The 26,947-nt window shown below is 38.8% G+C and carries 22 protein-coding genes and 1 other annotated feature; of the genes, 16 read left to right on the top strand and 6 right to left on the bottom strand.

All coding sequences use genetic code 11. The features are described from left to right. Window positions 1-132 precede the first annotated feature (132 nt). The 3 genes from rluD to clpB all read left to right on the top strand — a co-directional run bounded on the left by rluD (window position 133) and on the right by clpB (window position 4,514). Window positions 133-1,110 carry a 23S rRNA pseudouridine(1911/1915/1917) synthase RluD gene (rluD, locus tag H5160_RS09900; protein WP_002962209.1) on the top strand — a complete coding sequence of 326 codons (978 nt, stop codon included), beginning with the start codon at window positions 133-135 and terminating at the stop codon, window positions 1,108-1,110. Then, on the top strand, window positions 1,110-1,841 hold the full coding sequence (gene pgeF, locus H5160_RS09895) for a peptidoglycan editing factor PgeF (RefSeq protein WP_182737344.1): 732 nt from the start codon (window positions 1,110-1,112) through the stop codon (window positions 1,839-1,841). Before rluD ends, pgeF begins: the two co-directional genes overlap by 1 nt. Before the next feature lie 96 nt (window positions 1,842-1,937). After that, window positions 1,938-4,514, top strand: coding sequence for an ATP-dependent chaperone ClpB (clpB, locus tag H5160_RS09890; RefSeq protein WP_165723615.1), 2,577 nt, complete (start codon window positions 1,938-1,940; stop codon window positions 4,512-4,514). Between the two features lie 52 nt (window positions 4,515-4,566). Here clpB and H5160_RS09885 read toward each other — a convergent pair whose 3' ends face one another. Then, window positions 4,567-6,114 carry a methyl-accepting chemotaxis protein gene (locus H5160_RS09885; RefSeq protein WP_182737343.1) on the bottom strand — a complete coding sequence of 516 codons (1,548 nt, stop codon included), beginning with the start codon at window positions 6,112-6,114 and terminating at the stop codon, window positions 4,567-4,569. Between the two features lie 589 nt (window positions 6,115-6,703). On the opposite strand from H5160_RS09885, the gene gshA reads away from it, so the two are divergent. Beyond that, window positions 6,704-8,281, top strand: coding sequence for a glutamate--cysteine ligase (gene gshA, locus H5160_RS09880; protein ID WP_182737341.1), 1,578 nt, complete (start codon window positions 6,704-6,706; stop codon window positions 8,279-8,281). Between the two features lie 147 nt (window positions 8,282-8,428). Beyond that, window positions 8,429-9,040: a transglycosylase SLT domain-containing protein gene (locus tag H5160_RS09875; RefSeq protein ID WP_002962200.1), complete on the top strand. Its 612-nt coding sequence runs from the start codon at window positions 8,429-8,431 to the stop codon at window positions 9,038-9,040. A gap of 48 nt (window positions 9,041-9,088) precedes the next feature. Here H5160_RS09875 and H5160_RS09870 read toward each other — a convergent pair whose 3' ends face one another. Together H5160_RS09870 and H5160_RS09865 are read right to left on the bottom strand one after the other, a co-directional pair. After that, window positions 9,089-10,357 (bottom strand): HlyC/CorC family transporter, encoded by a 1,269-nt coding sequence (locus tag H5160_RS09870; RefSeq protein ID WP_002962198.1) that lies wholly within the window; start codon window positions 10,355-10,357, stop codon window positions 9,089-9,091. Between the two features lie 61 nt (window positions 10,358-10,418). Continuing rightward, a complete protein-coding gene (locus H5160_RS09865) occupies window positions 10,419-11,225 on the bottom strand; it encodes an inner membrane protein YpjD (RefSeq protein ID WP_182737340.1) in 807 nt (268 codons plus the stop codon). A 252-nt stretch (window positions 11,226-11,477) separates the two neighbouring features. Here H5160_RS09865 and ffh point away from each other — a divergent pair, with 252 nt between their 5' ends. From ffh to tyrA, 6 genes are all read left to right on the top strand, one after another. Continuing rightward, on the top strand, window positions 11,478-12,857 hold the full coding sequence (gene ffh, locus H5160_RS09860; RefSeq protein WP_002962194.1) for a signal recognition particle protein: 1,380 nt from the start codon (window positions 11,478-11,480) through the stop codon (window positions 12,855-12,857). A gap of 260 nt (window positions 12,858-13,117) precedes the next feature. Beyond that, window positions 13,118-13,366 (top strand): 30S ribosomal protein S16, encoded by a 249-nt coding sequence (gene rpsP, locus H5160_RS09855; protein ID WP_002962192.1) that lies wholly within the window; start codon window positions 13,118-13,120, stop codon window positions 13,364-13,366. A 17-nt stretch (window positions 13,367-13,383) separates the two neighbouring features. Further along, a complete protein-coding gene (gene rimM, locus H5160_RS09850) occupies window positions 13,384-13,920 on the top strand; it encodes a ribosome maturation factor RimM (protein WP_024604448.1) in 537 nt (178 codons plus the stop codon). Next, window positions 13,920-14,687, top strand: a complete 768-nt coding sequence (gene trmD / locus H5160_RS09845) for a tRNA (guanosine(37)-N1)-methyltransferase TrmD (protein WP_002962190.1) — start codon at window positions 13,920-13,922, stop codon at window positions 14,685-14,687. Before rimM ends, trmD begins: the two co-directional genes overlap by 1 nt. A 33-nt stretch (window positions 14,688-14,720) precedes the next feature. After that, window positions 14,721-15,080, top strand: coding sequence for a 50S ribosomal protein L19 (gene rplS / locus H5160_RS09840; protein WP_002962189.1), 360 nt, complete (start codon window positions 14,721-14,723; stop codon window positions 15,078-15,080). A gap of 248 nt (window positions 15,081-15,328) precedes the next feature. Further along, window positions 15,329-16,462 (top strand): bifunctional chorismate mutase/prephenate dehydrogenase, encoded by a 1,134-nt coding sequence (tyrA, locus tag H5160_RS09835; RefSeq protein ID WP_182715688.1) that lies wholly within the window; start codon window positions 15,329-15,331, stop codon window positions 16,460-16,462. Between the two features lie 61 nt (window positions 16,463-16,523). Here tyrA and H5160_RS09830 read toward each other — a convergent pair whose 3' ends face one another. After that, window positions 16,524-17,681, bottom strand: coding sequence for a chorismate mutase (locus H5160_RS09830; protein WP_002962945.1), 1,158 nt, complete (start codon window positions 17,679-17,681; stop codon window positions 16,524-16,526). A 44-nt stretch (window positions 17,682-17,725) separates the two neighbouring features. Continuing rightward, window positions 17,726-17,843, bottom strand: a sequence feature (Phe leader region). Window positions 17,844-18,035: 192 nt separating this feature from the next. Between H5160_RS09830 and H5160_RS09825 the strand changes: the two genes are divergently transcribed. Further along, window positions 18,036-21,050 carry an EAL domain-containing protein gene (locus H5160_RS09825; RefSeq protein WP_039489199.1) on the top strand — a complete coding sequence of 1,005 codons (3,015 nt, stop codon included), beginning with the start codon at window positions 18,036-18,038 and terminating at the stop codon, window positions 21,048-21,050. Window positions 21,051-21,062: 12 nt separating this feature from the next. Here the strand turns inward: H5160_RS09825 and H5160_RS09820 are convergent, their stop codons facing one another. Further along, window positions 21,063-21,392 carry a translation initiation factor gene (locus H5160_RS09820; RefSeq protein ID WP_002962947.1) on the bottom strand — a complete coding sequence of 110 codons (330 nt, stop codon included), beginning with the start codon at window positions 21,390-21,392 and terminating at the stop codon, window positions 21,063-21,065. Window positions 21,393-21,527: 135 nt separating this feature from the next. Here H5160_RS09820 and H5160_RS09815 point away from each other — a divergent pair, with 135 nt between their 5' ends. The 4 genes from H5160_RS09815 (at window position 21,528) to H5160_RS09800 (ending at window position 25,469) form a co-directional block, all read left to right on the top strand. After that, window positions 21,528-21,833: an STAS domain-containing protein gene (locus tag H5160_RS09815; protein WP_149602997.1), complete on the top strand. Its 306-nt coding sequence runs from the start codon at window positions 21,528-21,530 to the stop codon at window positions 21,831-21,833. Next, entirely contained in the window at window positions 21,833-23,482 is a 1,650-nt protein-coding gene (locus H5160_RS09810; RefSeq protein ID WP_182712753.1) for a SpoIIE family protein phosphatase, read from the top strand. The genes H5160_RS09815 and H5160_RS09810 overlap by 1 nt, the downstream gene beginning before the upstream one ends. A gap of 56 nt (window positions 23,483-23,538) precedes the next feature. Then, the gene (locus H5160_RS09805) at window positions 23,539-24,198 is read left to right on the top strand and encodes a GAF domain-containing protein (protein ID WP_182737338.1); all 660 of its coding nucleotides are present in this window, start codon (window positions 23,539-23,541) and stop codon (window positions 24,196-24,198) included. Between the two features lie 80 nt (window positions 24,199-24,278). After that, window positions 24,279-25,469 carry an amino acid aminotransferase gene (locus H5160_RS09800; protein ID WP_002962951.1) on the top strand — a complete coding sequence of 397 codons (1,191 nt, stop codon included), beginning with the start codon at window positions 24,279-24,281 and terminating at the stop codon, window positions 25,467-25,469. A gap of 73 nt (window positions 25,470-25,542) precedes the next feature. Here the strand turns inward: H5160_RS09800 and H5160_RS09795 are convergent, their stop codons facing one another. After that, window positions 25,543-26,745, bottom strand: a complete 1,203-nt coding sequence (locus tag H5160_RS09795) for an aromatic amino acid transport family protein (protein WP_182737337.1) — start codon at window positions 26,743-26,745, stop codon at window positions 25,543-25,545. Window positions 26,746-26,947 lie beyond the last annotated feature (202 nt).

Below are 26,947 nucleotides of genomic sequence, written 5' to 3'. Positions count from 1 at the left end.
TACCTTCGATGTCTTCGGCTAGGCCAAGTCGGTAAAACCGAGTAAACTATGCGTATTATATTATGCTTTTATTAAAAGCGATTCTAACCCAGTCGAGCAAAGCTTGCACTGGTAAATTGGGTAAAGTTACTAATGTCAGAGCAAATTTCTCTTCAAGCCGACGTTCCAACCGAATTAGGTGGTAAACGTCTAGACCAAGTATTAGCACAATTGTTCCCTGATTATTCACGTTCTCGTATAAAAACGTGGATTTTGGATGATAAAATCACTGTAGACGGTGAAATTTTCAACACTCCACGCGAAAAGCTACTAGGTGGTGAAGTTGTAAGTGTTGAAACAACAATTGAAGCACCACGCGAATACGAAGCACAAGATATCAAATTAAACATTGTTTATGAAGACGATGATATTTTGGTAATTAATAAACCAATGGGCCTAGTGGTTCACCCAGGTGCGGGTAACCCTAATGGAACAGTGTTAAACGCATTGCTACATTACTACCCTGAAATAATTAACGTGCCACGCGCAGGTATTGTGCATCGTTTAGATAAAGACACGACCGGTTTAATGGTTGTAGCTAAAACGATTCCAGCACAAACGCATTTAGTAACAGCGCTGCAAAAGCGTGAAAACTTTACGCGTGAATATGAAGCACTGTGTAATGGTACTATGACTGCAGGTGGTATGGTTGAAAAAGCAATTGGCCGCCATCCTACGCAGCGTACGCATATGGCCGTACATGAACTGGGTAAACCGGCAATTACACATTACCGTGTTGCTGAAAAATTCCGTGCTCATACTCGTTTACGTCTGCGCCTAGAAACAGGCCGTACTCACCAGATTCGTGTGCACATGGCACATTTAAATCATCCGCTAATTGGCGATCAATCTTATGGCGGCCGTCCGCGTCCACCTAAAGGTGCAACACCAGAGTTATTCGAGTTACTTCGTAGCTTTAGACGCCAAGCACTACATGCTGTAAAATTGAGCATTGCGCATCCAATCACGGGTGAAATGATGACATGGCAAGCACCTATCCCTGATGATATGGTTGCTATGACACATGCACTACGTGAAGATACTAAAGCTAATCCTGATATCGATAGATAATGCACTTATTGTCAGCGACATGGCAAAACCTTCATAAAGTAGGAACGTTAAGTACTACTTGTGGAGGTGGTGTTTCAAAAAACCCATTTAAAAGTTTCAATTTGGGATACCATGTTGGAGATAATCAAGATCATGTATCAAAAAACCGCTCACTATTAACCAAACACTTACCTAAACCTGCCGTGTGGCTAAATCAAGTTCATAGCTCTGATGTTGTTATTGTTGATGAATATTTTGACTCTAATAAGTTACACAATGCTGATGCGATTTATACTCAGTTATTAAATCAGCCTTTGGCTATCATGACTGCCGATTGCTTACCTATTTTATTAGTGAGTGATGATGAGAAGGAAGTTGCAGCTATACATGGTGGCTGGCGGGGGCTTGAGCAGGGAATTATTAAAAATACTTTAGAATGTTTTAGCTCAAAGTATGAAAATATAAATGCTTGGCTAGGGCCTGCAATTGGGCCAACTCAATTTGAGGTTGGCGCTGAAGTGTTTGAGTTATTTCAAAAAAGGTCTTCTTCATTTATTCAAGCATTTACACCACAAGCTAATGGCAAATTTCTTGCTGATATTTATGGCATTGCGCGTACTTTACTTACCCAGCAAGGCGTTAAAAATATTACAGGCGGCGACTATTGTACAGTCTCTCAAAGTGACTTATTTTTTTCTTATCGACGGGATGGGCAAACCGGACGTATGGCAAGTTTGATCTGGCGCAAGTAATTAGCACCTTTAGCTATTATATTTCTCTCTACACCTTGAACAAACACCTAAACATACCCATTAATTAAGCAATTAGATTATTTAATAGGTAACACCATGCGTTTAGATAGATTTACAAGTAAATTTCAATCTGCGCTTTCTGATGCGCAATCGCTAGCCCTTGGCCGCGACCATCAATTTATTGAACCCGTACATTTAATGTATTCACTACTGCAGCAAAGCGGCTCCAGTGTGCGCGCGTTATTTGCACAAACGGGGGTCAGCGCAGATGAACTTAACACCAAGCTTTCTCAAGAAATAGAAAAACTATTTAAAGTAGAAGGCGTAGGTGGCGACGTGCAGCTATCAAATAATATGGCTTCACTTATTAACCTATGTGACAAGTATGCGCAAAAACGCAAAGACAAATACATTTCAAGTGAATTGTTTGTACTGGCAGCATGCGACGATAAAGGTCCACTTGGCGATATATTCAGATCGTTAAATATTACCTCCACTAAAATTGAAACAGCAATTAAAGCGATTCGTGGTGGTCAAAAAGTTGATGACCCAAATGCCGAAGAAACACGCCAAGCGCTTGAAAAGTTCACGATTGATCTAACTGAGCGAGCAGAGCAAGGTAAGCTTGACCCTGTTATTGGTCGTGATGACGAAATTCGCCGCACGATTCAAGTATTACAGCGCCGTACTAAAAATAACCCTGTATTAATCGGTGAGCCAGGTGTTGGTAAAACAGCAATAGCAGAAGGTTTAGCACAGCGTATTATTAATGGTGAAGTACCTGAAGGATTAAAAAACAAACGTGTTTTATCGCTTGATTTAGGAGCACTAGTTGCGGGCGCTAAATATCGCGGTGAATTTGAAGAGCGTTTAAAATCAGTGTTAAACGAATTGGCTAAAGAAGAAGGCCAAGTCATTTTATTTATTGATGAAATACACACTATTGTGGGTGCAGGCAAAAGTGATGGCGCAATGGATGCGGGTAATATGCTAAAACCTGCTTTAGCACGCGGTGAGTTACACTGTGTTGGCGCAACCACGCTTGATGAATACCGTAAATATATAGAGAAAGACGCAGCACTTGAGCGTCGATTTCAAAAGGTACTCATTGAAGAGCCGTCGGTTGAAGATACCATTGCAATATTGCGTGGCTTAAAAGAGCGATATGAGCTACATCATTCAGTAGAAATTACTGATCCCGCGATAGTTGCTGCGGCGCAGTTATCTCACCGCTACATTAGCGATCGTCAGTTACCAGATAAAGCAATTGATTTAATTGACGAAGCGGGTTCTTCAATTCGATTACAAATTGATTCAAAACCAGAGTCGTTAGATAAGCTTGAGCGTCGTATTATCCAATTAAAATTAGAAGATAATGCACTTGCTAAAGAAAAAGATGAGGCGAGTCAAAAACGTCGCACTGAAATGCAAGAGTTGATCACCGACCTTGATGGACAATATCGTGAACTAGACGAAATTTGGAATGCTGAAAAAGCATCGCTTCAAGGTACACAAGTAATTAAAGCCGAACTTGAACAAGCAAGATTAGATTTAGATGTAGCGCGAAGAGCAAGTGATTTACAGCGTATGTCAGAGCTGCAATATGGGCGAATTCCAGAGCTTGAACGAAAACTTGATTTAGCCTCACAAGCTGAAATGCAAGAAATGACTCTGCTTAAGAACCAAGTAGGTGAGGATGAAATTGCTGAAATTTTATCTCGCTGGACAGGTATTCCTGTTGCAAGAATGCTACAAGGTGAGCGTGAAAAGCTGCTGCAAATGGAAGATAAGTTACACAGTAAAGTAATAGGGCAAGATGAAGCGGTCGTTGCTGTTGCTAACGCAATACGACGCTCACGTGCAGGACTTGCAGATCCTAATCGCCCAATTGGTTCTTTCTTGTTTTTAGGTCCAACAGGTGTGGGTAAAACCGAGCTTACAAAAGCACTGGCAGGTTTTATGTTTGATACCGAAGATGCCATGGTACGTATCGACATGTCTGAGTTTATGGAAAAGCACTCAGTTGCACGCCTAGTGGGCGCACCTCCAGGTTATGTGGGTTATGAAGAGGGCGGTTATTTAACAGAAGCTGTTCGTCGTAAACCTTACTCAGTTATATTGCTTGATGAAATAGAAAAAGCACACCCAGATGTGTTTAACATTTTACTGCAAGTGTTAGATGATGGCCGATTAACTGACGGACAAGGTAGAACCGTTGATTTTAAAAATACTGTTATTATCATGACATCAAATTTAGGCTCAGATATTATCCAAGAACAAGCGGGGAATAATGACTATACGACCCTTAAAGCTAAAGTAATGGAAGTATTGATTAATGAGTTTAGACCTGAGTTTATTAACCGTATTGACGAGACTGTTGTATTCCACCCGTTAGCAAACGAGCATATAAAAGAAATAGCTGATATTCAGTTAATGAAATTACGTGAGCGTTTAACAGAGATGGGGTATCTGCTTGAAATAAGCGATGCTGCACTTGAGCGAATTGCAGCAAGTGGGTTTGATCCTGTGTACGGTGCACGCCCGCTTAAGCGTGCTATTCAGCAAACGATTGAAAATCCGCTAGCACAAAAGCTACTTAATGGGGACTACATACCAGGTAGCGTGATTGTTATTGATGCAAATGACGACTCTTTGGTATTTACCAAACGCTGATTGTAAATAATTAAACTCTAAAGCCGCTAAAATAGCGGCTTTTTTATGTTTGTTAAACTTTAAAGGTTAGTAATAAATCATTCACTCTACGTGAGCCTTCAACAAGCTCAGCTGCACCTTTTGCCACATTAAAGCTTAAACTTAAGTTGTTATCGCCAAAATCTTTAATTTGCGAAACATTATTACTAATGTCGTTACTAACCATTTGTTGCTCTTCTGCAGCGGATGATATTTGTATTGCCAAGTGAGATATTTCACTGATTTGGATAAAAATTCCCTCAAGTTCAACTTGAGTTTTATCGGTTGTCAAAACACAGTTATCGGCTTGTGCTTTAGTGCTTTGCATTACTTTGGACCAGCTAAATAAAGTATCTTGTATTTCTTTAATAGAACTGTGGATTTGTGTTGTAGCATTTTGAGTACGTGACGAAAGGGTCCTTACCTCATCGGCGACTACTGCAAAGCCTCGACCATGTTCTCCCGCTCTAGCTGCTTCAATCGCTGCATTAAGAGCAAGTAAGTTAGTTTGATCGGCAATTCCCTCTATTTCACTCATTACCTTACCAATTTTATCTGCTTCAGAGGCCAAGCTGGTGGCTGTATTTGCTGCTTGTTCTACTTGAGAAGCTAAGTCAGATACCATTTTACTATTATCAGCAATGTGGTCTTTTATCTCTGAGCAACTTTGATGGGTGTTATTCACTTTATCCGCTGTTTGAGCGGTATTTACTGATATTTCACCAATGGTAGAACTCATTTGAGTCATCGCTGATGCAATTTGTTCTAAACGCTCACCTTGTGAAGAAATCCCTTTTTCGGTGAGTGTTGATTGTTTGTCTAAATCAGTTGCGATGCCATTAAAGCTTAATGTTGAGTCTTTCATACGGCCAAGAACTGTGCGCAATTTTGCACTTAGCATTTGCTCTCTATAATCACTTACACTGTGCGGTGTATGGCCGCTGTAAATATAACGAGAGATTGAATCGGCTTTTGCTTTTTGTTCGCGTAATATTTTAGGGGTAACAATGAGTTCGTCATAATTTAGCACAATAACTAAAGCACAAATAAATAGGCTAATTGCAGCAATGGTGATTGATGCCGCAACAGCAATAAAAATCAGCCAAAATAATAGACTTATAAAAGTAAGGCTTTGTCGTATTGTGGTGTGTTCTCGTAGTTTAAATAATGACTTGTTGGTATTTATTTTGTTGTAAAGTGTTTGTGCACGGTGCTTAAGTTGAGAGCTTGCTTTGGTTCTTACAGATTGATAACCAACAAGTCGGCCATGTTCAAAAATGGGGGTTACAAAGGCATCTACCCAGTAATAGCGGCCATCTTTACAGCGGTTTTTAACCATACCGCGCCACGAGTGTTCTTGTTTTAATGTTGCCCACATTTCTTTAAAGGCTGCTTTTGGCATATCAGGGTGGCGAACAATATTATGATGCTGACCGATAAGCTCTTGTGCGCTATATCCTGCTACAGCACAAAACGCTTGATTGACGTATGTTATTACACCTTTAAGATCAGTAGTGGAAACCAGCTCTTGTGATTCATCAAAGTATACTTCTTCATTTTTTAAGCTTTTATCATTGTGCATTGTATTTATTATCATCCTTTATTGTTGCAGTCATTATATTGCTTACACTCTACAAAGCAAAAAATAGCGTCCTTCCTTCTATGCTCATAAGACAAATAATTGTATTTATTGATCTAGATCAAGTTTAAATACCGGACAGCTAAATTGAACTGATTTTGCATAAGTTCCGGTCTATTACTTTAAGCTGATATTTTACTTATTTGATTTATAATTAAATACGTATTTAAAGCATTTGTATAATGCACATAGCAATGGCAATATTACGACTTAATATAATGATGTTGGTCATATTAAGTGCATGTATAAAGTGGGGAAATAATTATTAAATTTGAAAAGTTATATAGTTCTTAGCAATTTATACCAGTTGCATTAAATAAGTGATCTATTATAGCGCTAAGAAAATAGCACAATAGCACGTCGAAAATTATGAAATATAGTTGTTCTATATGAATAATTTTTAACGCAGTCAGTGCGCTATTTAATGCGATACAATGATCATATTTTCAATAAAAATTGGTATTAATCTTGAGTCTAAGTAATTAGTCCCCATAACCTTATGATTAAGCCACGTGGCCCGAGGAAAGATTTTTTGACAATACATGATTTAGCTAACGCACTTGAAGCGTTATCAGTAAATGAGCACCAACATGCAGTTAAAGGCATTAAACGTGGCATAGAGCGAGAGTCGCTGAGAATACAAGAGAATGGTGCTATATCACCTAAAGGCCACCCAGAAGGGGTGGGCAGTGCATTAACTAATGGCCATATCACAACTGATTTTTCTGAATCTTTACTTGAATTTATTACTCCAGTTAGTGAGTCGTCAACGCAAACTCTTAAGCAATTAAAAGATCTTCAAAAGTTCACTCTAGAAAAGATGGACGATGAACTGCTTTGGCCTATTAGTATGCCATGCTTTATTGAACACCAAGATGATATTGTTTTAGCTCAATTTGGTAGTTCAAATACTGGTCAAATGAAAACACTATACCGTGAAGGATTAAAAAATCGTTACGGAAGTATGATGCAAGCAATTGCAGGTGTTCACTTTAATATTTCATTCCCAGATACGCTTTGGCAATCGCTTCATTCGTTACAAAAAAGCAATGCAAGCCTTCAAGATTTTATTTCAGAAGGTTATTTAGCGCTTATTCGTAACTTTAAACGCGAACTATGGCTAATAAGTTACATGTTTGGTGCATCGCCAGCATTGTGTAACTCATTTTTACAAGGTCGAAAAACCGATTTACCATTTAAAAAACTAGGTAAAGGTACACTTTACTTAGAAGTTGGTACGGCACTGCGTTTAGGCAATTTAGGTTATACGAATAGCGCTCAGTCGTCACTACGCGTAATGTATAACTCGTTAGATGAATATGTAGGAGGCCTTAAAAAAGCAATCAACACACCATCAGAAATTTATGGTGATCTTGATGACTATAAGAGTGAAAACCCTAAGCAGTTAAATAAAAATATTCTGCAGATTGAAAACGAATTTTACTCGCCAATTCGTCCTAAGCGTAATGCTAAAAGTGGCGAAACGCCAACGGATGCTCTGCTTCGAGCAGGCATTGAATACGTAGAAATTCGCGCATTAGACGTTAATCCGTTTAGCGAAGTTGGTATTGATATTGAGCAAATTCACTTTTTAGATGTGTTTTTAACGTATTGTTTATTAAAAGATTCAGCTCCAATGGATTGGAAAGAACAAGCACGCAGTACTGAAAACCTCGACACAGTAGTCAATCAAGGTCGAGAAGAAGGGCTAATGCTTAACTTTAATAACACACAGCGTAGTCTTCAGTCGTGGGGCGATGAAATATTTGCACAGCTCACTGATGTCGCTAAATGGATGGATAATGCTTATGGTGTTAATTATTACTCCGATACTATAAAGCGCATGGCAACGTGGGTGCATAATCCAGAGCTTACTTATTCTGGACGTTACGTGTCGCAATTAAAAGAGTCTGGTTTAGACAACGGTCACTTTGCACTAGCACTGGCTAATAAATACAAACAAAGCCACGCAGACACTGATTACAGTGAGTTTTTAAAGCCTTGGCTGGAACAACAAGTTGTAGAGTCTAACGAAGCACAAACTGCAATTGAGCAAGCAGATACTCAGTCATTTACCGCCTTTTTAGATGCGTATTTTGGCGGTAAATAATCTTAATACTTAGTAAAATTTAAGCAAAAAAAACGCAGCCTAAGTAGGCTGCGTAAATATATATTCAGGGATGAACTAATGCTGTACTGCTGCATTCATTGAGTCAGACCCACACTTTTTAGAAAAGTTCTGTGAGATCTTAGAAAAATGAAAAAAAATGCAATTATTTTATCTCTTGCCATTACTTTAGCTGGTTGTGCTACAGCCCCTCCAAAACAACCTAACGATCTATGTAAAATCTTTGAAGAAAAACCTGATTGGTATTTTGACGCAAAAGATGCGCAAGAAAAATGGGGTTCTCCTAAGCATGTACTCATGAGTATGATGTACCAGGAAAGCTCATTTAAGCATGATGCCGCTCCGCCTATGGAGTACTTCTTATGGATAATTCCAACCGGTCGCGCAAGTGATGCTTATGGTTACTCACAGGCTAAAACACCAACATGGTCAGATTATATTCGTGAAACAGGCAACAATGGTGCTGATAGAGACGACTTTGACGATGCAATCGACTTTATGGCGTGGTTTGTTTATAAAACGCATAAAGTAAATAAAATCTCTAAATGGGATGCTTACGCACAATACCTTAATTATCATGAAGGTTGGGGTGGCTATAAGCGTGGCACATATAAAAAGAAAAAGTGGTTAATGGGTGTAGCAAATAAAGTTAAACACAGAGCGAGCCGTTATGGCGCGCAATTAAAGCGCTGTGAAGACGAGCTTGATAAAGGTTGGTTTGAACGTCTTATATTTGGCTAGAGAGTTATTAATGGATATAAAAAAGGAGCCAATCGGCTCCTTTTATACTTAGCGAGAACGCTTATTAGGCTGAATCTTCACCTGTTTTATCATATTCTCTTTTACTTCAAGTACCTCAATAGGGTAGCCCGCAATACGTAGACTAATATTTGCATCGGGAATATCTTCTAAGTATTCAACAATTAAACCACTCAAAGTTTTTGGGCCGTCTAGTGGGAAATCCCAACCCATCTCTTTATTTAAATCGCGTACGTTAGCGCCGCCATCTACAATACAAGAGCCATCAGTTTGTGTTTCTACTTCTTCGCTTGGCGTACGAGTTTGTGTAGTTGTAAAATCGCCAACAACTTCTTCTAAAATATCTTCAAGCGTTACTAAACCTTGAATATCGCCATACTCGTCTACTACTAAGCCAATACGCTCTTTAGACTGCTGAAACTTTAACAGCTGAGTGTTAAGTGATGTTCCCTCTGGGATAAAGTAAATTTCGCGTACAGCACGCAGCAAAGATGGTTTATCAAATTGCTCTTTTGTAAGTAGACGTAGTGCATCTCGAGAGTGAATAAAGCCTACTGCGTCATCTATATTGTCGCGATACAACAACACGCGAGTATGTTGTGCATGGGTAAGCTGGCGACTAATTAGTTTCCAATCATCATTAATATCAATAGCCACAATTTCGTTACGTGGGATCATGATATCTTCAACGGTTACTTGCTCTAAATCTAAAATTGAGGTCAGCATACTTTGATGGCGAGCAGGTATAAGTGCGCCTGACTCATTGAGCACTGTTTTTAATTCTTCTTTGCTCATGCTGTGCTCGTCGATTTGAGCGGCACTAATACCAAATAATCGCAATATCCCGTTGGTCATCCAGTTAACGATAACAACAAAAGGAAAAAGAATTTTTAGTAACCCTTTAAGTATTATTGAGCTTGGAAAAGCAACTTTTTCAGGATAAAGGGCAGCAAGAGTTTTAGGTGTTACTTCGGCAAATATAAGCACAACTAAAGTTAACACACCCGTAGCTATAGCAATACCAAGGTCACCGTAAAGGCGAATACCTATAATGGTAGCAACTTGAGCTGCAGCTATATTGACAAGATTATTGCCAATTAAGATTAAACCGATGAGCCTATCTGGACGGCTAAGTAATTTACTGACTCGTTTAGCTGCACGATGATCCTCTTTAGCGAGGTGTCGCAGGCGTATACGATTGATTGACATAATTCCGGTTTCTGAACCAGAAAAATAAGCAGAAAAAAGCACCAAAAAACCTAAAATGATAAATAGGGTACTTGTCGATATGTCGTCCAACGATGGATCCTTTTCTTATAAATCAATGCGTATTAAGCTAGAGTGAGCAAGCAGAGTCAAGTTAAAACTTATTTAGTATTACTTCTTGTATGAAACGGCTGCCAAAATATGCGAGTGTGAGGACAAATGCAGCGACCATGATCGTAATAACCACAGGTTTACCGCGCCAACCCTTTTTCATATGCCCGATGGCTACAATGGCAAAAATAGCCCACGCAACTAACGACAATATCGTTTTATGAATGAACTCTTTAGCAAACATCCCATCAAGAAATACAAACCCAGAGAGTAATGCGAACGTGAGTAATATGGTGCCTAAATTAAGGAGTTGGTAAAGCTGGCGCTCAACAACCATCAAAGGCGGGAGGTGACTATGCACAATTGCTAAATCTTTACGTTTTAAACGTTTATCAATAAAGTAGAACTGTACACCATATAAAGTAGCAATAATTAAAATACAGTAGGCCAATAGGGATAAGGAAATGTGTGTTACTAAGCCAACCTCAATATTAATGCTTTGCAGTAAAATATGATGAGGAATAAATAAACTGGCAATTGTAAGTAAAGCACCAAAACCATAAACAACGGGCAATAATAAAGTGGCAGGGAACTTTAGCGACACAGCTGTTACTGAAACTACAATAACCCAGCATGTTAAAAGGGAGACGTTTACAATACTTAAGTCTTGACCGTCGGATCTAAAAACAGAGTTAACTAACAGCAGCATATGCGTCACTATAGCAACCGTGCTCAATATGACGGTTACCTTTTGGCTAGGGCCTTGTTGATGAAACAGGCGTGAGAGCACGTGAGACGTTGCTAACACATAAAATAAACTGGCAATAATAGTTAAACTAATAATCAGCATTGTGCTTGGGCCACTTAATTTGAGACAAAATAATCCTTGTTGTTATATAGCCATTGTATTTTATAGCAAAGCAAATGCATAGACCTTAAAAAAAGAAACTCAACAAGGTGCACTTGAACACTGTATTGTAAGACGCCATATACGGTATACTACTTTTAATTGAAACTTAATAAGTCAATCCTGGTTAATTGAAAATCAAACTAACCGTAAAATTTTAATGGATTGATATAAACGTCTTATCGGAACCGTTACATGTTTGAGAACCTCCAAGAACGATTAGGTAAAACCTTAAAAAATATCAGTGGCCGTGGCCGTCTGACTGAAGACAACATAAAAGACACACTTCGCGAAGTGCGTATGGCATTTTTAGAAGCCGATGTGGCACTGCCTGTTGTTCGCGAGTTTGTAAAACAAGTTAAAGAACGTGCAGTTGGGGTTGAAGTTACAAAAAGCTTAAGCCCAGGCCAAGTATTTATAAAAATAGTGCGTGAAGAACTAGAAAAAGCAATGGGTGAGGCCAATGAAGAGCTAAGCCTAAATGCACAACCGCCAGCCGTTGTTATGGTAGCGGGTCTGCAAGGTGCTGGTAAAACCACCAGTGTTGCTAAGCTTGCTAAGTTTTTAAAAGAACGCAAAAAGAAATCAGTGCTTGTAGTAAGTGCCGATGTTTATCGCCCTGCTGCGATTAAACAGCTAGAAACGCTTGCTACAGAAGTTGACGTTGATTTCTTTCCAAGTGATATTTCGCAAAAGCCAGTGGATATTGCAAACGCTGCAATTTCTCATGCTAAAAAGAAATTTATAGATGTAGTACTTGTTGATACCGCAGGTCGTTTACATGTTGACAGCAACATGATGGACGAGATTAAAGATCTTCACAAAGCAATCAACCCAATTGAAACTTTATTCGTTGTTGATGCAATGACGGGTCAAGATGCGGCAAATACAGCTAAAGCATTTGACGAAGCCCTGCCACTAACCGGTGTAATATTAACAAAAACCGATGGTGATGCACGTGGTGGTGCTGCTTTATCTATTCGTCATATTACAGGCAAACCAATAAAATTTATGGGTGTGGGTGAGCGTACTGACGCACTTGAGCCTTTTCATCCAGACCGTATAGCGTCGCGTATTTTAGGTATGGGTGATGTACTTTCATTAATCGAAGAAGTCGAAATGAAAGTAGATAAAGAGCAAGCTGCCAAAGTTGCTGAAAAAGTATTTAAAGGTGCCGGTTTTACCCTTGACGACTTTGCTGATCAATTAAAGCAAATGAAAAACATGGGTGGCATGATGTCGATGCTTGATAAGCTCCCTGGTATGTCTAACTTACCAGATGCTGTTAAAGGCCAAATGGGTGACAAAACATTTATCCAAATGGAAGCTATTATTAGCTCAATGACTAAAAAAGAGCGCGCACGTCCAGAAATCATTAAAGGTTCGCGTAAAAAACGCATAGCAGCAGGCTCTGGCACACAAGTACAAGAGATTAATAAGTTGCTTAAGCAGTTTACGCAAATGCAAAAAATGATGAAAAAGATGAAAGGTAAAGGCGGCATGACTAAAATGATGCGCGGTATGAAAGGCATGTTACCACCTGGGATGATGGGTGGAGGTGGTCCTAAGTTTTAAAAAATACTTTTGAGTTATTTTTTAAAACAATAGCGAATCATATTTAAAGGAGCAAATAGCTCCTTTTTTGTTGAATAAATTATGCATGTAATACACCTTTAACCCTAATTTGTCGTTGAGATCACGGTTTAACCTACTAAACTGTCTTTTTGCTTCACTTCTTACTTGCGTTATTGCCAAAAACTCGTACAATTCCCCAGCTCCCCATTCTGGGGAGTAAATCTTATTAATGAAAACAGTCAATCTTTATAGAGGACGGTATGGTAACTATTCGTTTGCAACGTGGTGGCGCTAAAAAACGCCCTTTCTATCAAATTGTGGTTGCGGATAGCCGTTTCTCGCGTGACGGTCGCTTCATCGAGAAAGTAGGCTTTTTTAACCCAATTGCTTCAGGTCAAGAAGAAAAAATTCGTTTAGATTTACCACGTGTTGAACACTGGGTAGGTCAGGGCGCATCTCTTTCAGATCGCGTAGCTAAGTTAGTAAAAGACGCTCGTAAAGCGGCTTAATAGGCGTAAGTGTAACCATGAGTCAAGAGAACACCTCATCAATAATTGTCGTAGGAAAGCTCGGTGCCCCATATGGTATAAAGGGCTGGCTTAAGGTACATTCATTTACTGATGATCCCGTAGGGATCTTCGATTTCAGCCCGTGGTTGATAGGGCAGCAAGGTAAATGGCAGTCCTTAGAAGTGGTCGACTGGCGTCGCCACAACAAAGGCTTTATCGCTAAATTTGCGCAGATAAACGACCGAGACGAAGCAATGGCTTATACCCATGCTGAAATCTCAATGGATGCAGCGCATTTACCAGAACTTCCGCAAGGCGAGTTCTATTGGCGAGATCTCATTGGCATGTCTGTTGTAACCGATAAAGGTTATAGCTTAGGCATTGTTGATGACCTTATGGAGACAGGGTCAAATGACGTACTAGTTGTGAAAGCAAACAGTAAAGATGCATTTGGTCAAGCTGAACGTTTGATTCCTTTTTTAACTGATTCAGTTATTAAAGAAGTTAAATACGACGCAAAAGAAATTACCGTAGATTGGGACCCAGGGTTTTAATGACGCAAACTAGTTCATTATGGGTAGGGGTGATAAGCCTTTTTCCAGACATGTTTGACGCTATTACAGACCAAGGTGTTACCGGTCGCGCAGTAAAAAATGGTTTAATTGATTTTAACTGTTGGAATCCGCGAGACTACGCTTTAGATAAGCATAGAACCGTAGATGACCGTCCTTACGGGGGCGGACCAGGTATGTTAATGATGGTTGAGCCATTAAAAAAAGCGATTGCCGAAGCTAAAAAAGCAGCTGGTGATGGCGCTAAAGTAATTTATATGTCCCCGCAAGGGCGCAAACTTGATCAGCAGGGCGCTAGCGAACTCGCTAACTCTAATAAACTGATTTTGATTGCCGGTCGCTATGAAGGTATAGATGAGAGAATAATAGAATCATATGTTGACGAAGAATGGTCAATTGGTGATTTTATTTTGAGTGGTGGTGAACTACCTGCCATGACATTAATTGACGCAGTAGCGCGATTAGTGCCAGGTGTGTTAGGTCATAACCAGTCAGCAGAACAAGATTCGTTTTCGGATGGCTTGTTAGATTGTCCACACTATACACGACCAGAAACATTGGACGACAAACAGGTTCCTGCTGTATTACTCAGCGGAAACCACCAAGAGATAGCAAAGTGGCGGCTTAAGCAGTCATTAGGTAGAACTTGGTTACGACGTCCTGACTTGTTGCATAACCTAGCTCTGACTGAGGAGCAAGCGGTATTACTCGCAGAATTTCAGCAAGAGTACCAAAAAGCTTGTGGCTAGAAGACAGTTACACCTAGGAAAGTGAGAAACATAATGGCAAAAGTAAACCAAAATATTATTAAAGCGCTTGAAGATGAGCAGCTTAAAACAGACGTACCTGCATTTGGCCCTGGTGATACAGTGGTTGTACAGGTAAAAGTAAAAGAAGGTGCTAAAGAGCGTCTACAGGCCTTTGAAGGTGTTGTAATCGCTAAGCGTAATCGTGGTCTTCACTCAGCATTCACAGTTCGTAAAATTTCGAACGGTGAAGGTGTTGAGCGTGTATTCCAAACGCACAGCCCTCTTATTGATAGCGTAGCAGTTAAGCGTCGCGGTGCAGTTCGCCGTGCTAAGCTTTACTACCTACGTGAGCGTTCTGGTAAATCTGCACGTATTAGAGAAAAGCTTAACTAATACGCGCTGTTTATCAACGCAAAAAAACGGGTTGCATCCTTCGGGTTGCAACCCGTTTTGGTTTTAGAATATTATTATCTCAATTCTCAATTCTCAATTCTCAATTATCAATTCTTATTTCCTTATTAGTAAAATTTAAGCTTTAGCCTTTTATCAATTAGCTGATCCTGTTAGTATTTATCGTATTGATTAGTTTACTTTTATGTAAATTTATATTTACGTTATTTGTTTTTTAAGGTGGTATGAACGTGGCTGACATAAGTGATTTAGCACAGCTGAGAGAAGGTATAGATGAATGCGACGCACAACTTGTTGCCTTACTTGCTAAACGTAATGGTATTACGCAAAAAATTGGTGAGATAAAACAACAAACAGGCGCGCCTTTGCATGCACCTAATCGTGAAGCAGAGCTATTAGCGGCAAGAAGACAAGAAGCAATAAATCAAAATGTAAGCCCCGATCTAGTTGAAGATATACTAAGACGCATGATGCGAGAAGCCTATCAAAACCAACAAGCAAAACTTGCATGTGCAGCGTCAGAGCTTTCGCCAATTGTTATTGTAGGTGGTCAAGGTGCTATGGGGCAGCTATTTGCTCAGCAGTTTATTCGCTCAGGTTACGAAGTTAAAGTTTTAGATAAAGATCAGCAAAACGATGCGCAAAATATTTTAAAAGGTGCCAAGCTGGTAATGATTAGCGTACCAATTAATGCATTGGACGCAGTAGTTGCTAAGTTACCTAAACTAGATGATGACTGTTTACTAGTTGATATTACATCGGTAAAGCAATCGCCTATTAAAGCACTAAAAGCTGCGCACAGTGGCCCTGTGGTTGGTTTGCATCCTATGTTTGGCCCTGACATATCACATTGGGTAAAACAAACGGTCGTTGTATGTGAAGGGCGAGAGCACCAAGCGGCAAAAGGCTTGTTACAGCAGTTACAAGTATGGGGTTGTCAGCTTGTTGAGCTTGATGCTAAAAAGCACGACGAAGCAATGCAAATTATTCAGGTAATGCGCCATTTAACAACATTTGTGTACGGACAGTTTTTAGCAAAACAAAGTCATACACTAGAAGAGTTACGTAGTTGCTCGTCACCCATTTATCAATTAGAGCTGATGATGGTAGGGCGTTTATTTGCGCAGTCGCCGGAGTTGTACTCAGATATTATGTTAGCGCAATTCGATGATGTAGAGAGCCTGCTCGCACAGTACCAAGACACTTTTGCAAGTACATTGGAAAAATTAAAAGCAGGAGATAAAGCAGCGCTTATTGATTCTTTTGCGCAGGCGAAAGTTTACTTTTCTGATTCAACAGAGCACTTTTTAACACAAAGCCGAAGCTTATTAAATAAAGCGAATGATTCAAAAGTTTTAGACTAATACTTGTCACTTTTTACTAAAAAGGGCCGATATCGGCCCTTTTTAATTATGAAAGTGTGTATTAAGTATTAACGCTTACTGCCTGCAATGACTCGCTTTGATAGCAGCCTAAAATACGCACATATTGGGTGTGTTCTTTAAGTTCTTCTAGTGCTTCTTTTACTTGGCTATCAGCTAAGTTTGCTTCAAGATCTACATAAAATACTTCTTCCCACGGATTGCCCGGAGTTGGGCGCGACTCAAGTTTTACTAAATTAATCTTATGCTGTTTAAAAATCATCAACGCATCGGCTAGTGAGCCCGCTTGCTGTTTTGTCGACATGATTAAACTAGTTTTAGTTGGAATTTGGTTAGACACTTGCAGAGGTTTACGCGCAACAACAATAAAGCGGCTATGGTTTTCGCTTTGATTAGCAAGATTTGATTTGATGACTTCAAGGCCGACATTTTTTCCTGCTTGTGCAGAGCCTATTGCAGCACTATTTGGTGTGTTTAGAGCTGATTGTAATGCGCTTGATGTAGAGTCACATGTTTCGTGTTGTAAATCACCTAAGCCCTGTAAAAAACGGCTGCACTGTGCAAATGGTTGTGGGTGTGCAAATACTTTTGTTAGTTGGCTAAGTTCAGTATCAGGGTTTGCGAGTAAGCAATGCTCTACACTGTGAGTGACTTCTCCAACAATAGAGACTTGTGCGTGCTGTAATAAGTCAAATACTTCGTTAATGCTACCAGAGCTTGTGTTTTCAATCGGTAATAAACCAAAATCAGCTTGGCCGTTTTCTACTTTACCTGTTATTTCGTCAAACGATGTACAGCCAATTTCAATTAATTTACCAGGGCGGCGACTAAAGTATTTATGACATGCAAGCTGGCTATAAGAACCTTGACCACCTAAGTAAGTTACACGGTGTGTTTCACTCAGTGCGTCTGGATTAAGGTTTTTTTGTAACATTGCTTGTTGGTGTAAAACTGAATCTTCCAAAATAGTTTGAAACACATTATTTACGTAGTAAGCATCTAAACCCAGTGACTTACCATAACCAATTAATTTTTCTAGAAGCGCGAGTTCACGTGCTTCATCGCGAATTGGCTTGTTGTTGGCGATTTTATATTCAACCACACCGTGGCTAATGCGACGGCGTTTAGCTAATAACACGAGTAGGTCGGAGTCTATTTCATTTATATCGTGTCTTAGTGCATTTAATACATCATTTGTCATTTTGGTATCCTCATTCCAAAAGTAGGCTGTTATTACACAGCAAAAACAAAAAAGCCTCCCGGTTGGGAGGCTTTACTATTCGATTGATTTTATCTCACAAACAGGGAAGCCTCTTCTATATAAAGAAGCTAAAAAACGAAAAAAAAGTGCGAGAGATAAATATGTTCATACGGTTAATGTATGGAGAGTTGCCAACAATGTCAATAAAGATCTAAATAAGCTTAGGGTACTATTTATTTATCTTAGGTGATTATTATAGAAACTTTACAAATAATTTATAAATATGAATGCGGATCTGGTATATTTCGTTAACTGGTTCAAATAATAACAATTATTAATAATTAAGGTTGACCCGTGGTTTACAGACGGCCTCCATCTCGTTTTGGATTGAATTCTTTAAGTGTAAAACTTTCACTGCTTATATCTGCTATTTGTTTAATAGCAGGGGTATGTGCGGCTGCCTTAATGCTTAAATCTGAAGAGAAACAACTTGTTTTTGAAGAACATGAGGTGTTAAAAAGCTCTACAGATTTATTAGTGAAGCAGTTTAATGAGCGTATTAAAACAAAAATAAATATTGCTCAGCAAGCTAATAACGTAGTGACAGAGCAGCTTTTTCAATCTAATTCACCAATTAATTTAGGTAATAAATCACAGTTACAGTTTAATAGCGATGGTACGATTCGAAGTGCCTCGGCTGACGGATTATCAGCAGCATTTTTACCACAGCAAAATTACTCTCCTTTTTATAAACGCCTATTTAATGATTCTGAAATGTTATGGCGTATAATTTCTCCGACTCTGGTACATGACTTTTTTAACTTTTATTTAATTACCGATGACGATTTCATTCGTGTTTCTCCTCCAAACTGGGCATTAAATGCACCAGCCGAGTTTAGAGTTACGCAAGGTACAACGTATAAATATATTAAAAGTATGTTGGGGTCAGAGCGAGAGCCTGCATGGTCAAAAGTTTATTACGATACAGTATGGCGAAAGTGGGTTATTAGCTTACTAGTGCCGGTGTATGTTGATAACGAGTTTTTAGGTGTAACGGGAAGCGATATTTCCCTTAATAAACTTATTTCATTTTTACCTGTTGGCGATAAAGAAAAACACTTACTTGTATTTGATAGTAAAGGGCAATTGTTAGCCCATCCCAATCTAAACCCTGCATTATTAGCTGACTACGGTAGTGACAATAAAGCACTCGCTACTAACGAATTTGTAAACCCAGAACTGCAGTCAATTATTGACGATGCAATTGCGGTGAAGTTACCAGAATACGCCAATTCATTTGAACAAAATGATGAAGCTCACATTATTAATATTCGTAAAATTGATGATTTAGATTGGTACATAGGGGTTTATAAAAAACGTTCATCAACGTTATCTGCGTTACAAGATTTAAAACTGAAGTTTTTTGGACTCTTTATTTTATACGCAATATTAGTTGCTTTATTGCTGCATCAGGCGCTTTATCAACTAGTACTTCGCCGTTTACATACTTTAGTTTATGCAGTAACAAGCTTTGGTAAAGGTCAGCTAACAACAGAGTTTCCGCCAGAAAACAAAGATGAGATTGGTACCCTTAATGGCTCATTTAGAGACATGACGGTAGAAATCCGCAAACTTATTGATGGTTTAAACCAAAGAATTACAGAAAAAGAAATTGCTGAAAAAGCAGCTAATCGTTTATCTAAAGCGGTCGCATTCTCGGGCACTGGGGTTGTGATCACCGATGAAAATTTTGTCATTGAGTACGTAAACCCCAAAATGCTCGAAATGACAGGCTATCCAGAAAGCCATTTTAATAGAGCACCATTACTTAATATTATTGCCTCAGAAATGTCTATTTTAGTTGAAGATATAGACATAGATTTACGCAGCCGTAATTACTGGCGCGGGGACACATTAATAGCTGGCTTAAACAAAGAGCCAATTTGGGTGTCTTTAAGTGTTTCGCCAATTCGTGAAGAGGGCGGTGAAATAACCAGTTATGTAGCATCAGCACAAGATATTTCGTTTGTAAAAGAAAGCCAGCGTAAAATGGAACAACTGGCTTACTTTGACACCCTTACGGGTCTTGCCAACAGAACATTTTTTAGAATGCAATTGCGTAAATCAATGGCATTAGCAGAGCGCGGGCATTATGCATTTGCTTTGTTTTACTTTGACTTAGACGAATTTAAGCGTATTAACGACACATTAGGGCACGATGCTGGCGATCAATTATTAATTGAAGTGGCAAACAGACTTAAAAAACGTTTACGAGCCGAGGACACCATAGCGCGCTTAGGTGGTGATGAATTTGCAGTGTTGCTCAGTGGTATAGAAAGCCAAGCTCACGCGGCTGATGTTGCCAATACAATTCAAAAAACACTGAACGTGCCTATAAAACTAGGTAGCAATGAAGTTATTGTCAGTGCAAGTATTGGTATAACTATGGCTCCTTACGACAGCTTAGAGGAAGATCAGTTACTCAAACATGCTGATTTGGCAATGTATGAGGCAAAAGCAAAAGGACGTAATACCTTCCACTTTTATAGCCAAGAATTAAACGCGGCCGCAAATGAGCGTTTATTTATCGAAAATGAGTTACGTATAGGGCTCAAAGAAAAGCAATTTGTAGTTTACTACCAACCTCAAGTTGATAGCCGTACTCATCAGGTCGTTGGTTATGAAGCGTTATTAAGATGGTTCCACCCAACTGAAGGCGCAATCCCTCCAGATAAATTTATTCCTATTGCAGAAGCGACAGGCCTTATAGTTGAATTAGGTGAATGGGTGCTTCAAGAGTCTTGTGATTTTGCCGTAAGATTGGCAGAACAAGGTCTAGAAAATAATATATCGATAAACTTATCGGCCCGCCAGTTTAAAGACTCAAGCTTAGTTACAACACTGAGCAAAATGATAATTAAGTCGGGTGTTTCAGCAAAGCGCCTTCATTTAGAGCTGACCGAAAGCATGCTAATGGGTAATGTAGAGGCAGCCATTACACAATTGCACGAGCTTAAAGCATTAGGTATATCTATTTCTATTGATGACTTTGGTACAGGTTATTCGTCGCTCAGTTACTTAAAACGGTTCCCGGTTGATATATTGAAAATTGACCGTTCATTTGTAAAAGATATCCCTGAGGATACAAATGATATGGAAATCACTGCAGCTATTATTGCCATGGCGCAAAAGTTAAAGCTAGACGTGGTCGCAGAAGGAGTTGAGACAATAGAGCAGATGCAGTTTTTACAAAATAATAATTGCTTCATTGTGCAAGGCTATTATTTTAGTAAGCCAATTGCTGAGCACGAACTACCGAATTTGTATGAAAGGTTAAATGAACTCGCAAATAGCGAAGTAACTAGTTAATAAAATTGCGGGTTAACCACCCGCAATTTTAACTTTAAATTTTAACGCTTCTAAAATGCCTTTTAGTTTATCTCGGTCATCACCTTGTACTTCAATAATGCCTTCTTTTACTGCGCCGCCTTGGCCCATTTTGCTTTTTATAGTTTTAGCTAACTTTTTTAAATCATGATCTTTTGGATCAATGCCAACAACTAGCATTACGCCTTTGCCTTTACGCCCTTTTGTTTGACGCTCAATGCGAATAAAACCATCTTTAAAAAGTTTAGCGTGCAACTCTTTTTCTGGTTTCGGCTGGTCAATGCGACCCGTACTAGTTGAATATACTAAGTGACTATCACTCATACCTTACCTTTGTGGATAAAAATGAATTAAATACTGGTGTAAATGATAGCAAATTTGAAGTTGTGTGTTTTTCTTTTTGCTAAATACTTTTAACAGGTTATATTTAGTTCAAAGGAAATATTATTGGAGTTTAATATGAGTTTAACTAAGAATGAATCAGTCGATGGCACTACATTAACAATACAAATTAAAGGTAAGTTTGATTTTAATTTAGTGCAATCGTTTCGCCAAGCTTATGCTCAAATGAGCGAAAAAACAGTAAAGGTTATTATCGATTTAAGAGAGACTGATTATATGGATAGTTCAGCACTTGGCATGTTACTTAACATGAAAAAAACCATTGATAGCCAAGTACAAACCATCGAAATAAGTAATTGCCAGCCTCAGCTTAGAAAAATCCTACAAATTTCACGTTTTGATAAAAAGTTTGATATTAGCTAATGATACATGTGTTGATTGTTGACGATCAGGCGCTCAATCGCATTTTACTAAGTAAAATGCTTGAGCAGGAAGGTTACAAAATTTCAGTGGCTTACAATGGGCTAGATGCACTTAATGTACTTAAAAGAGAGCAAATAGACATTGTTTTACTCGATGTATTAATGCCCGTAATGGATGGTTTTGAAGCAGCTGAAAAAATAAAGCAGCAGTATAGTGAAGTTTACTTACCGATTATTTTTATAACCTCCTTAGAAGATCAAGCAAGTTTTGAGCGGTGCCTCGCGTTAGGTGGCGATGACTTTATTCATAAACCATTTGAAAAAGTTATTTTGCATGCAAAAATTAAAGCACATAGCCGCACCAGAGAGCTAAGTAAAAAATCGAATCAACAAAAAAAACTGCTTGAATATCATCACAATCAAATTGAACGTGAACACGAAATAATTGAGCATATTTTTAATAACTCATTAGAGAATCAAGGCAAGTTTAAAGAGTACCTCGATTTTAATTTATCGCCGGCGTCTATGTTTAACGGCGATATGTTTTTAGTGGCGCAAAGTCCAATAGGCAATCTGTATTGCATGTTGGGAGACTTTACAGGGCACGGCTTAGCGGCAGCTATTGGTGCATTACCTATCTCTCGTGTTTTTTATACTATGGTACAAAAAGGCATGGCGATTAATGACATTGCCTGTGAGCTAAATACACTGCTTTACAATCTCCTACCTGGACACATGTTTTGTGCTGCAACCATTATAGAGCTTAGTGCATCCGGTAAAAGTATTTCTGCATGGATGGGCGGCCTGCCAGATGCGTACCTAATAGATAAAGACGGTAATGTAAAACAAACATTAGAGTCGCAACATATGGCGCTGGGGATTTTAGACGACCAAGAATTTGAATATGAAGTTATTCACTTTGAAACGAATAGTAATACACGCCTAGTATTAGCAACCGACGGTATTATAGAAACAGCAAACAAAGAAGATACATTTTTTGGGGAAGAGCGTTTTTTACAAACCTTAAAAAGTAAATCGATGATTAGTAGCGAAGATATAGTGGCTGACGTTACTAAGTTTGCAGATGGCACTAAACAGCAAGACGATTTAAGCATTGTTTTACTAAACTGCCTGCCTTTAGTTCCTGAGGAGCAAGAGCGAGAAGCATTCTCTACTTTAGCGTTTAATTTATCTTTGAGTTTAAACTCAGAACAAATAAAAAAAACAGACCCCGTTTACGACGTTGTTAATATTTTAAGCAGTGTTGGGGGGCTAAATGCCCATCGTTCTAATATATTTTTACTGTTGTCTGAGGCTTATAACAATGCGCTTGATCATGGCGTACTAGGACTTAACTCAGAGATTAAAAAACAAGAAGACGGCTTTTTTCGATATTACGAACTAAGAGAGGCAGCTCTTGCTAAACTTACAGATGCTATGATTATTATTGATATGCGCTATTGCCCCGATACGCTCAGTTTATATTTCATTATTTGTGATTCAGGCCGAGGGTTTAGTAGTAAGCACGATGAGTTGGCAAAGGTTAATAATGAATTTGGTAGAGGGGTGTCTTTACTAGAAGAAATAGCCGAAAAAGTAACTTATAACGCCAGCGGTAACCAAGTTGAAATGTGCTACAAGTTGAGCTAGCTCTGCAAAAATATCCATGCTATTATTCTCGAAACTTTAGATGTATGGATGGCCAAATGATTTCTTCTTACCTAAAACAAGCACAACTAAGTGCTAATCCAGCTTTGATTTCAACAGAGCTTGAAAAGCTTGAGCTACATTTAGCAAACACAGCTTTGCCTGATGTATGTTGGGAGTATCAAATACCTGAGCTTGGCGAGGGCGGTGCGTGTAGTTTATTTGGTTACCTACAAGATGAGCCATTCAAATTAACTGATTATCTTGAAAATGATGAGCAAACCCAGTTCAAGCTAGCTAATTTACAAAGTATTGTGAGCTACATTGAGCAACAAACAAGTGTTGATTGGTATGGTATTTATCAATCAACTAATACTAGTGAAGGTAAGCAACTATTAAAATTGGCTTATCATGGTGCACCTAGTCGTCCGTTGTTCCCTTTAACGCAAGCATTTGCGGCAGGTAGTAATAACGTGCAGGTTGCGCTATCTCACAAGGGCCGTATTATTAATAACGTTGAAGAGTACTTATCACAAGGTGGTGAATACTACACATGCGATCCTAAAGTTAAATCAGAAACCTGCTTACCTTTATTTAATACACAAAATGAATGTGTTGGTATTGTAGATGCTGAAGCCTTTAAAAATGATTTTTTTGATGAAAAGACGCTTGCCGTTTTAATTGCATGTTGTATTAAAATTCCTCACTTTCTAGTGTAAATAACGCTAGTCAACATGATGTGCTTTTATGTTAAGCTTAGCTTAACAGCTAACCCCTAAATAACGATAAGAGATAGCCAATGTTCTCAGTATTAAAACCATTACCAACAGATCCTATTCTTGGCCTTATGGCGGCCTATAAACAAGATACAAACCCTAATAAAATTGATTTAGGTGTAGGTGTCTACAAAGATGAGCAAGGCAATACACCGGTTCTTAAAGCGGTTAAAAAAGCTGAAGCGTTTCGTCTTGAAAACGAAATGAGCAAATCTTACATTGGTTTAGCGGGTAACTTAGATTACTGCCAAAAGATGGAGCAGTTACTACTAGGCGAACATCAAGCATTGCTAGCAAATCGCGTACGTACTGCACAAGCGCCAGGTGGTACGGGCGCACTTCGCGTTGCAGCTGAATTTATTAAGCGTTGCAATGCAGATGCAACAGTATGGGTAACTAACCCAACATGGGCAAACCATATTAGCTTGTTTGAAGCTGCAGGCTTAACAGTAAAAGAATACCCGTATTACGATTACGAAAATAAAGACTTACTGTTTGATGAAATGATCAATACACTTAAACAAGTGCCTAAAGGTGATGTAGTTTTAGTGCATGCATGTTGTCATAACCCAAGCGGTATGGACTTAAACGAAACACAGTGGAACACAGTTGCCGAACTTGCAAAAGAAGTTGGCTTTACACCACTTGTTGATATTGCATACCAAGGCTTTGGTGCTTCACTTGAAGAAGATGCACGTGGCTTACGTATTTTAGCTGATGCAGTAGAAGAGCTAATTATTTGTTCTTCATGTTCTAAAAACTTTGGCTTATACCGCGAGCGTATTGGTGCATGTTCACTAATTGCAAAAGATAGCGCAACAGCGGATATTTCAAACTCTGTAATGCTAAGCGTTGTACGTAGTATTTACTCAATGCCGCCAGCGCATGGTGCTGATATTGTTAATACTATTTTAAGCAGTACAGAGCTTACACAATTATGGCACTCTGAGCTTGATGAAATGCGTAGCCGCATAAATGGCTTACGTAGCTTAATTAAAGAAAGCTTAGCAACTAAAGATATTGCGCAAGACTTCTCATTTATTGAACGCCAAAACGGTATGTTTTCTTTCTTAGGTATTAATAAAGAGCAAATTGCTCGCCTACAAAAAGAATATGGTATTTACATTGTAGGTTCTAGCCGCGTAAATGTTGCAGGTGTTAGCCAGTCAAATATTGAATACTTTTCAAATGCTGTAGCTGACGTTTGTAAATAAACGCAGTTAATATAAAAAAACCGCACATCTAATGATATGCGGTTTTTTATTATCTAAATTAATACAAAAAGCTTTAACCGATAGCAGGAATTAGCCCCGCCATTTGCATAAACTGCGCAGCAATAATCGTTATGCCACATATAGCTGCTATGCCAAGCCCAACATTCCCACTTTTAACTTTGTAGCCTGTTTTACTTGATGTTGTACGCTGTTTATAAACCATTGCTACAGGCAAAAATATTGCAAGTACGACAAGTGCTATTGCAGCGTAACCTAAAGCCATAATAAAGCCTTGAGGATAAAATAATGCAAAGCCAAGCGGCGGAATAAACGTAATTAAGGCCGTTTTAATTCGGTCCGTTTTATTGTCACCTTTTTTAAATGTATCAGCAAAAAAATCGAATAACCCTAAACTCACCCCTAAAAATGATGTCGCAAGTGCTAAATCAGCAAATAATTTAACGGCCGTTGCTACACTTGGGTTATGCGCAATACTTGCCACGCTTGATACAAAGCCACTAAGGCCTTGGCTGTTGAGTAAGTCAACTTGGCTCATAATACCTTGGCTAAGTAGTTGCCAAAAAATATAAATGACTAAAGGCAGGGCGGCTCCAGTAATCATTACTTTGCGCAGTACTTTTATTTCTACACCAACATATTTAACAATAGAAGGAATAGAGCCATGGAAGCCAAACGAAGTAAATATAACCGGTATAGCTGAAAGGATTAACCCTTGCTCTACAGGCATCTCTAATAAATGCTTACCTTGTACATAAGGGGTTAGCATGTAAAACAAACTAGCTAATACAATAATTTTTATTGTAAATAACACTCTATTTAGTTTATCTACCTTGCTAGTGCCCAGCGTTACCACACTTGCAATAATAACAGCGAGGATCACAGAGCCAAACTGTGGGGCTATATTTACATCAAAGCCTATATTTATACGCGCTTGAAGTTGTGCACCACCACCTGCAATATAAGCAGCGCATAAAGCGTAAAATAAAAAAACCATCGAAAAATTCGCGATGTATTGTCCGCGCTTTCCAAGCCATAATTTAGCCAACGTATTTAACGTTGCATCGCGTGGTGCATATTGGTGTAGCTCTAGCATGAGTAGTGCGGTGTAGGTCATTAGTAACCAGCTAGCAATTATCAATGCAAGGGCAGTACTAAACCCAAGCCCGGCAGATGCAATTGGCAGTGCCAACATACCTGCACCAATAGTTGTGCCTGCAACAATTAACATGCTTCCAGTTGTTTTATTTTTAAGCACTTAATTACCTTAATTATTATTAATATACATGCACGATATAACTAGTTACTCAAATCTCAAATAGTTTTGTAATAAAAGAGCTGTATTAAAATGTAACTTACAATTTACAACTGTATTTATTAAGGACTTGTATGCATTTAAAAGTATTAAAATAGGGTGGTGAGGGTATAATTTTATGTACGTTGGATTGCGTTATAAAACG

It is taken from the genome of Pseudoalteromonas sp. SG43-4 (genome assembly GCF_014164325.1).
GTDB classification, from domain to species: domain Bacteria; phylum Pseudomonadota; class Gammaproteobacteria; order Enterobacterales; family Alteromonadaceae; genus Pseudoalteromonas; species Pseudoalteromonas distincta.
The sequence above is the reverse complement of the archived record's forward strand: the minus strand, read 5'-3'. Positions and strand labels throughout refer to the sequence as shown.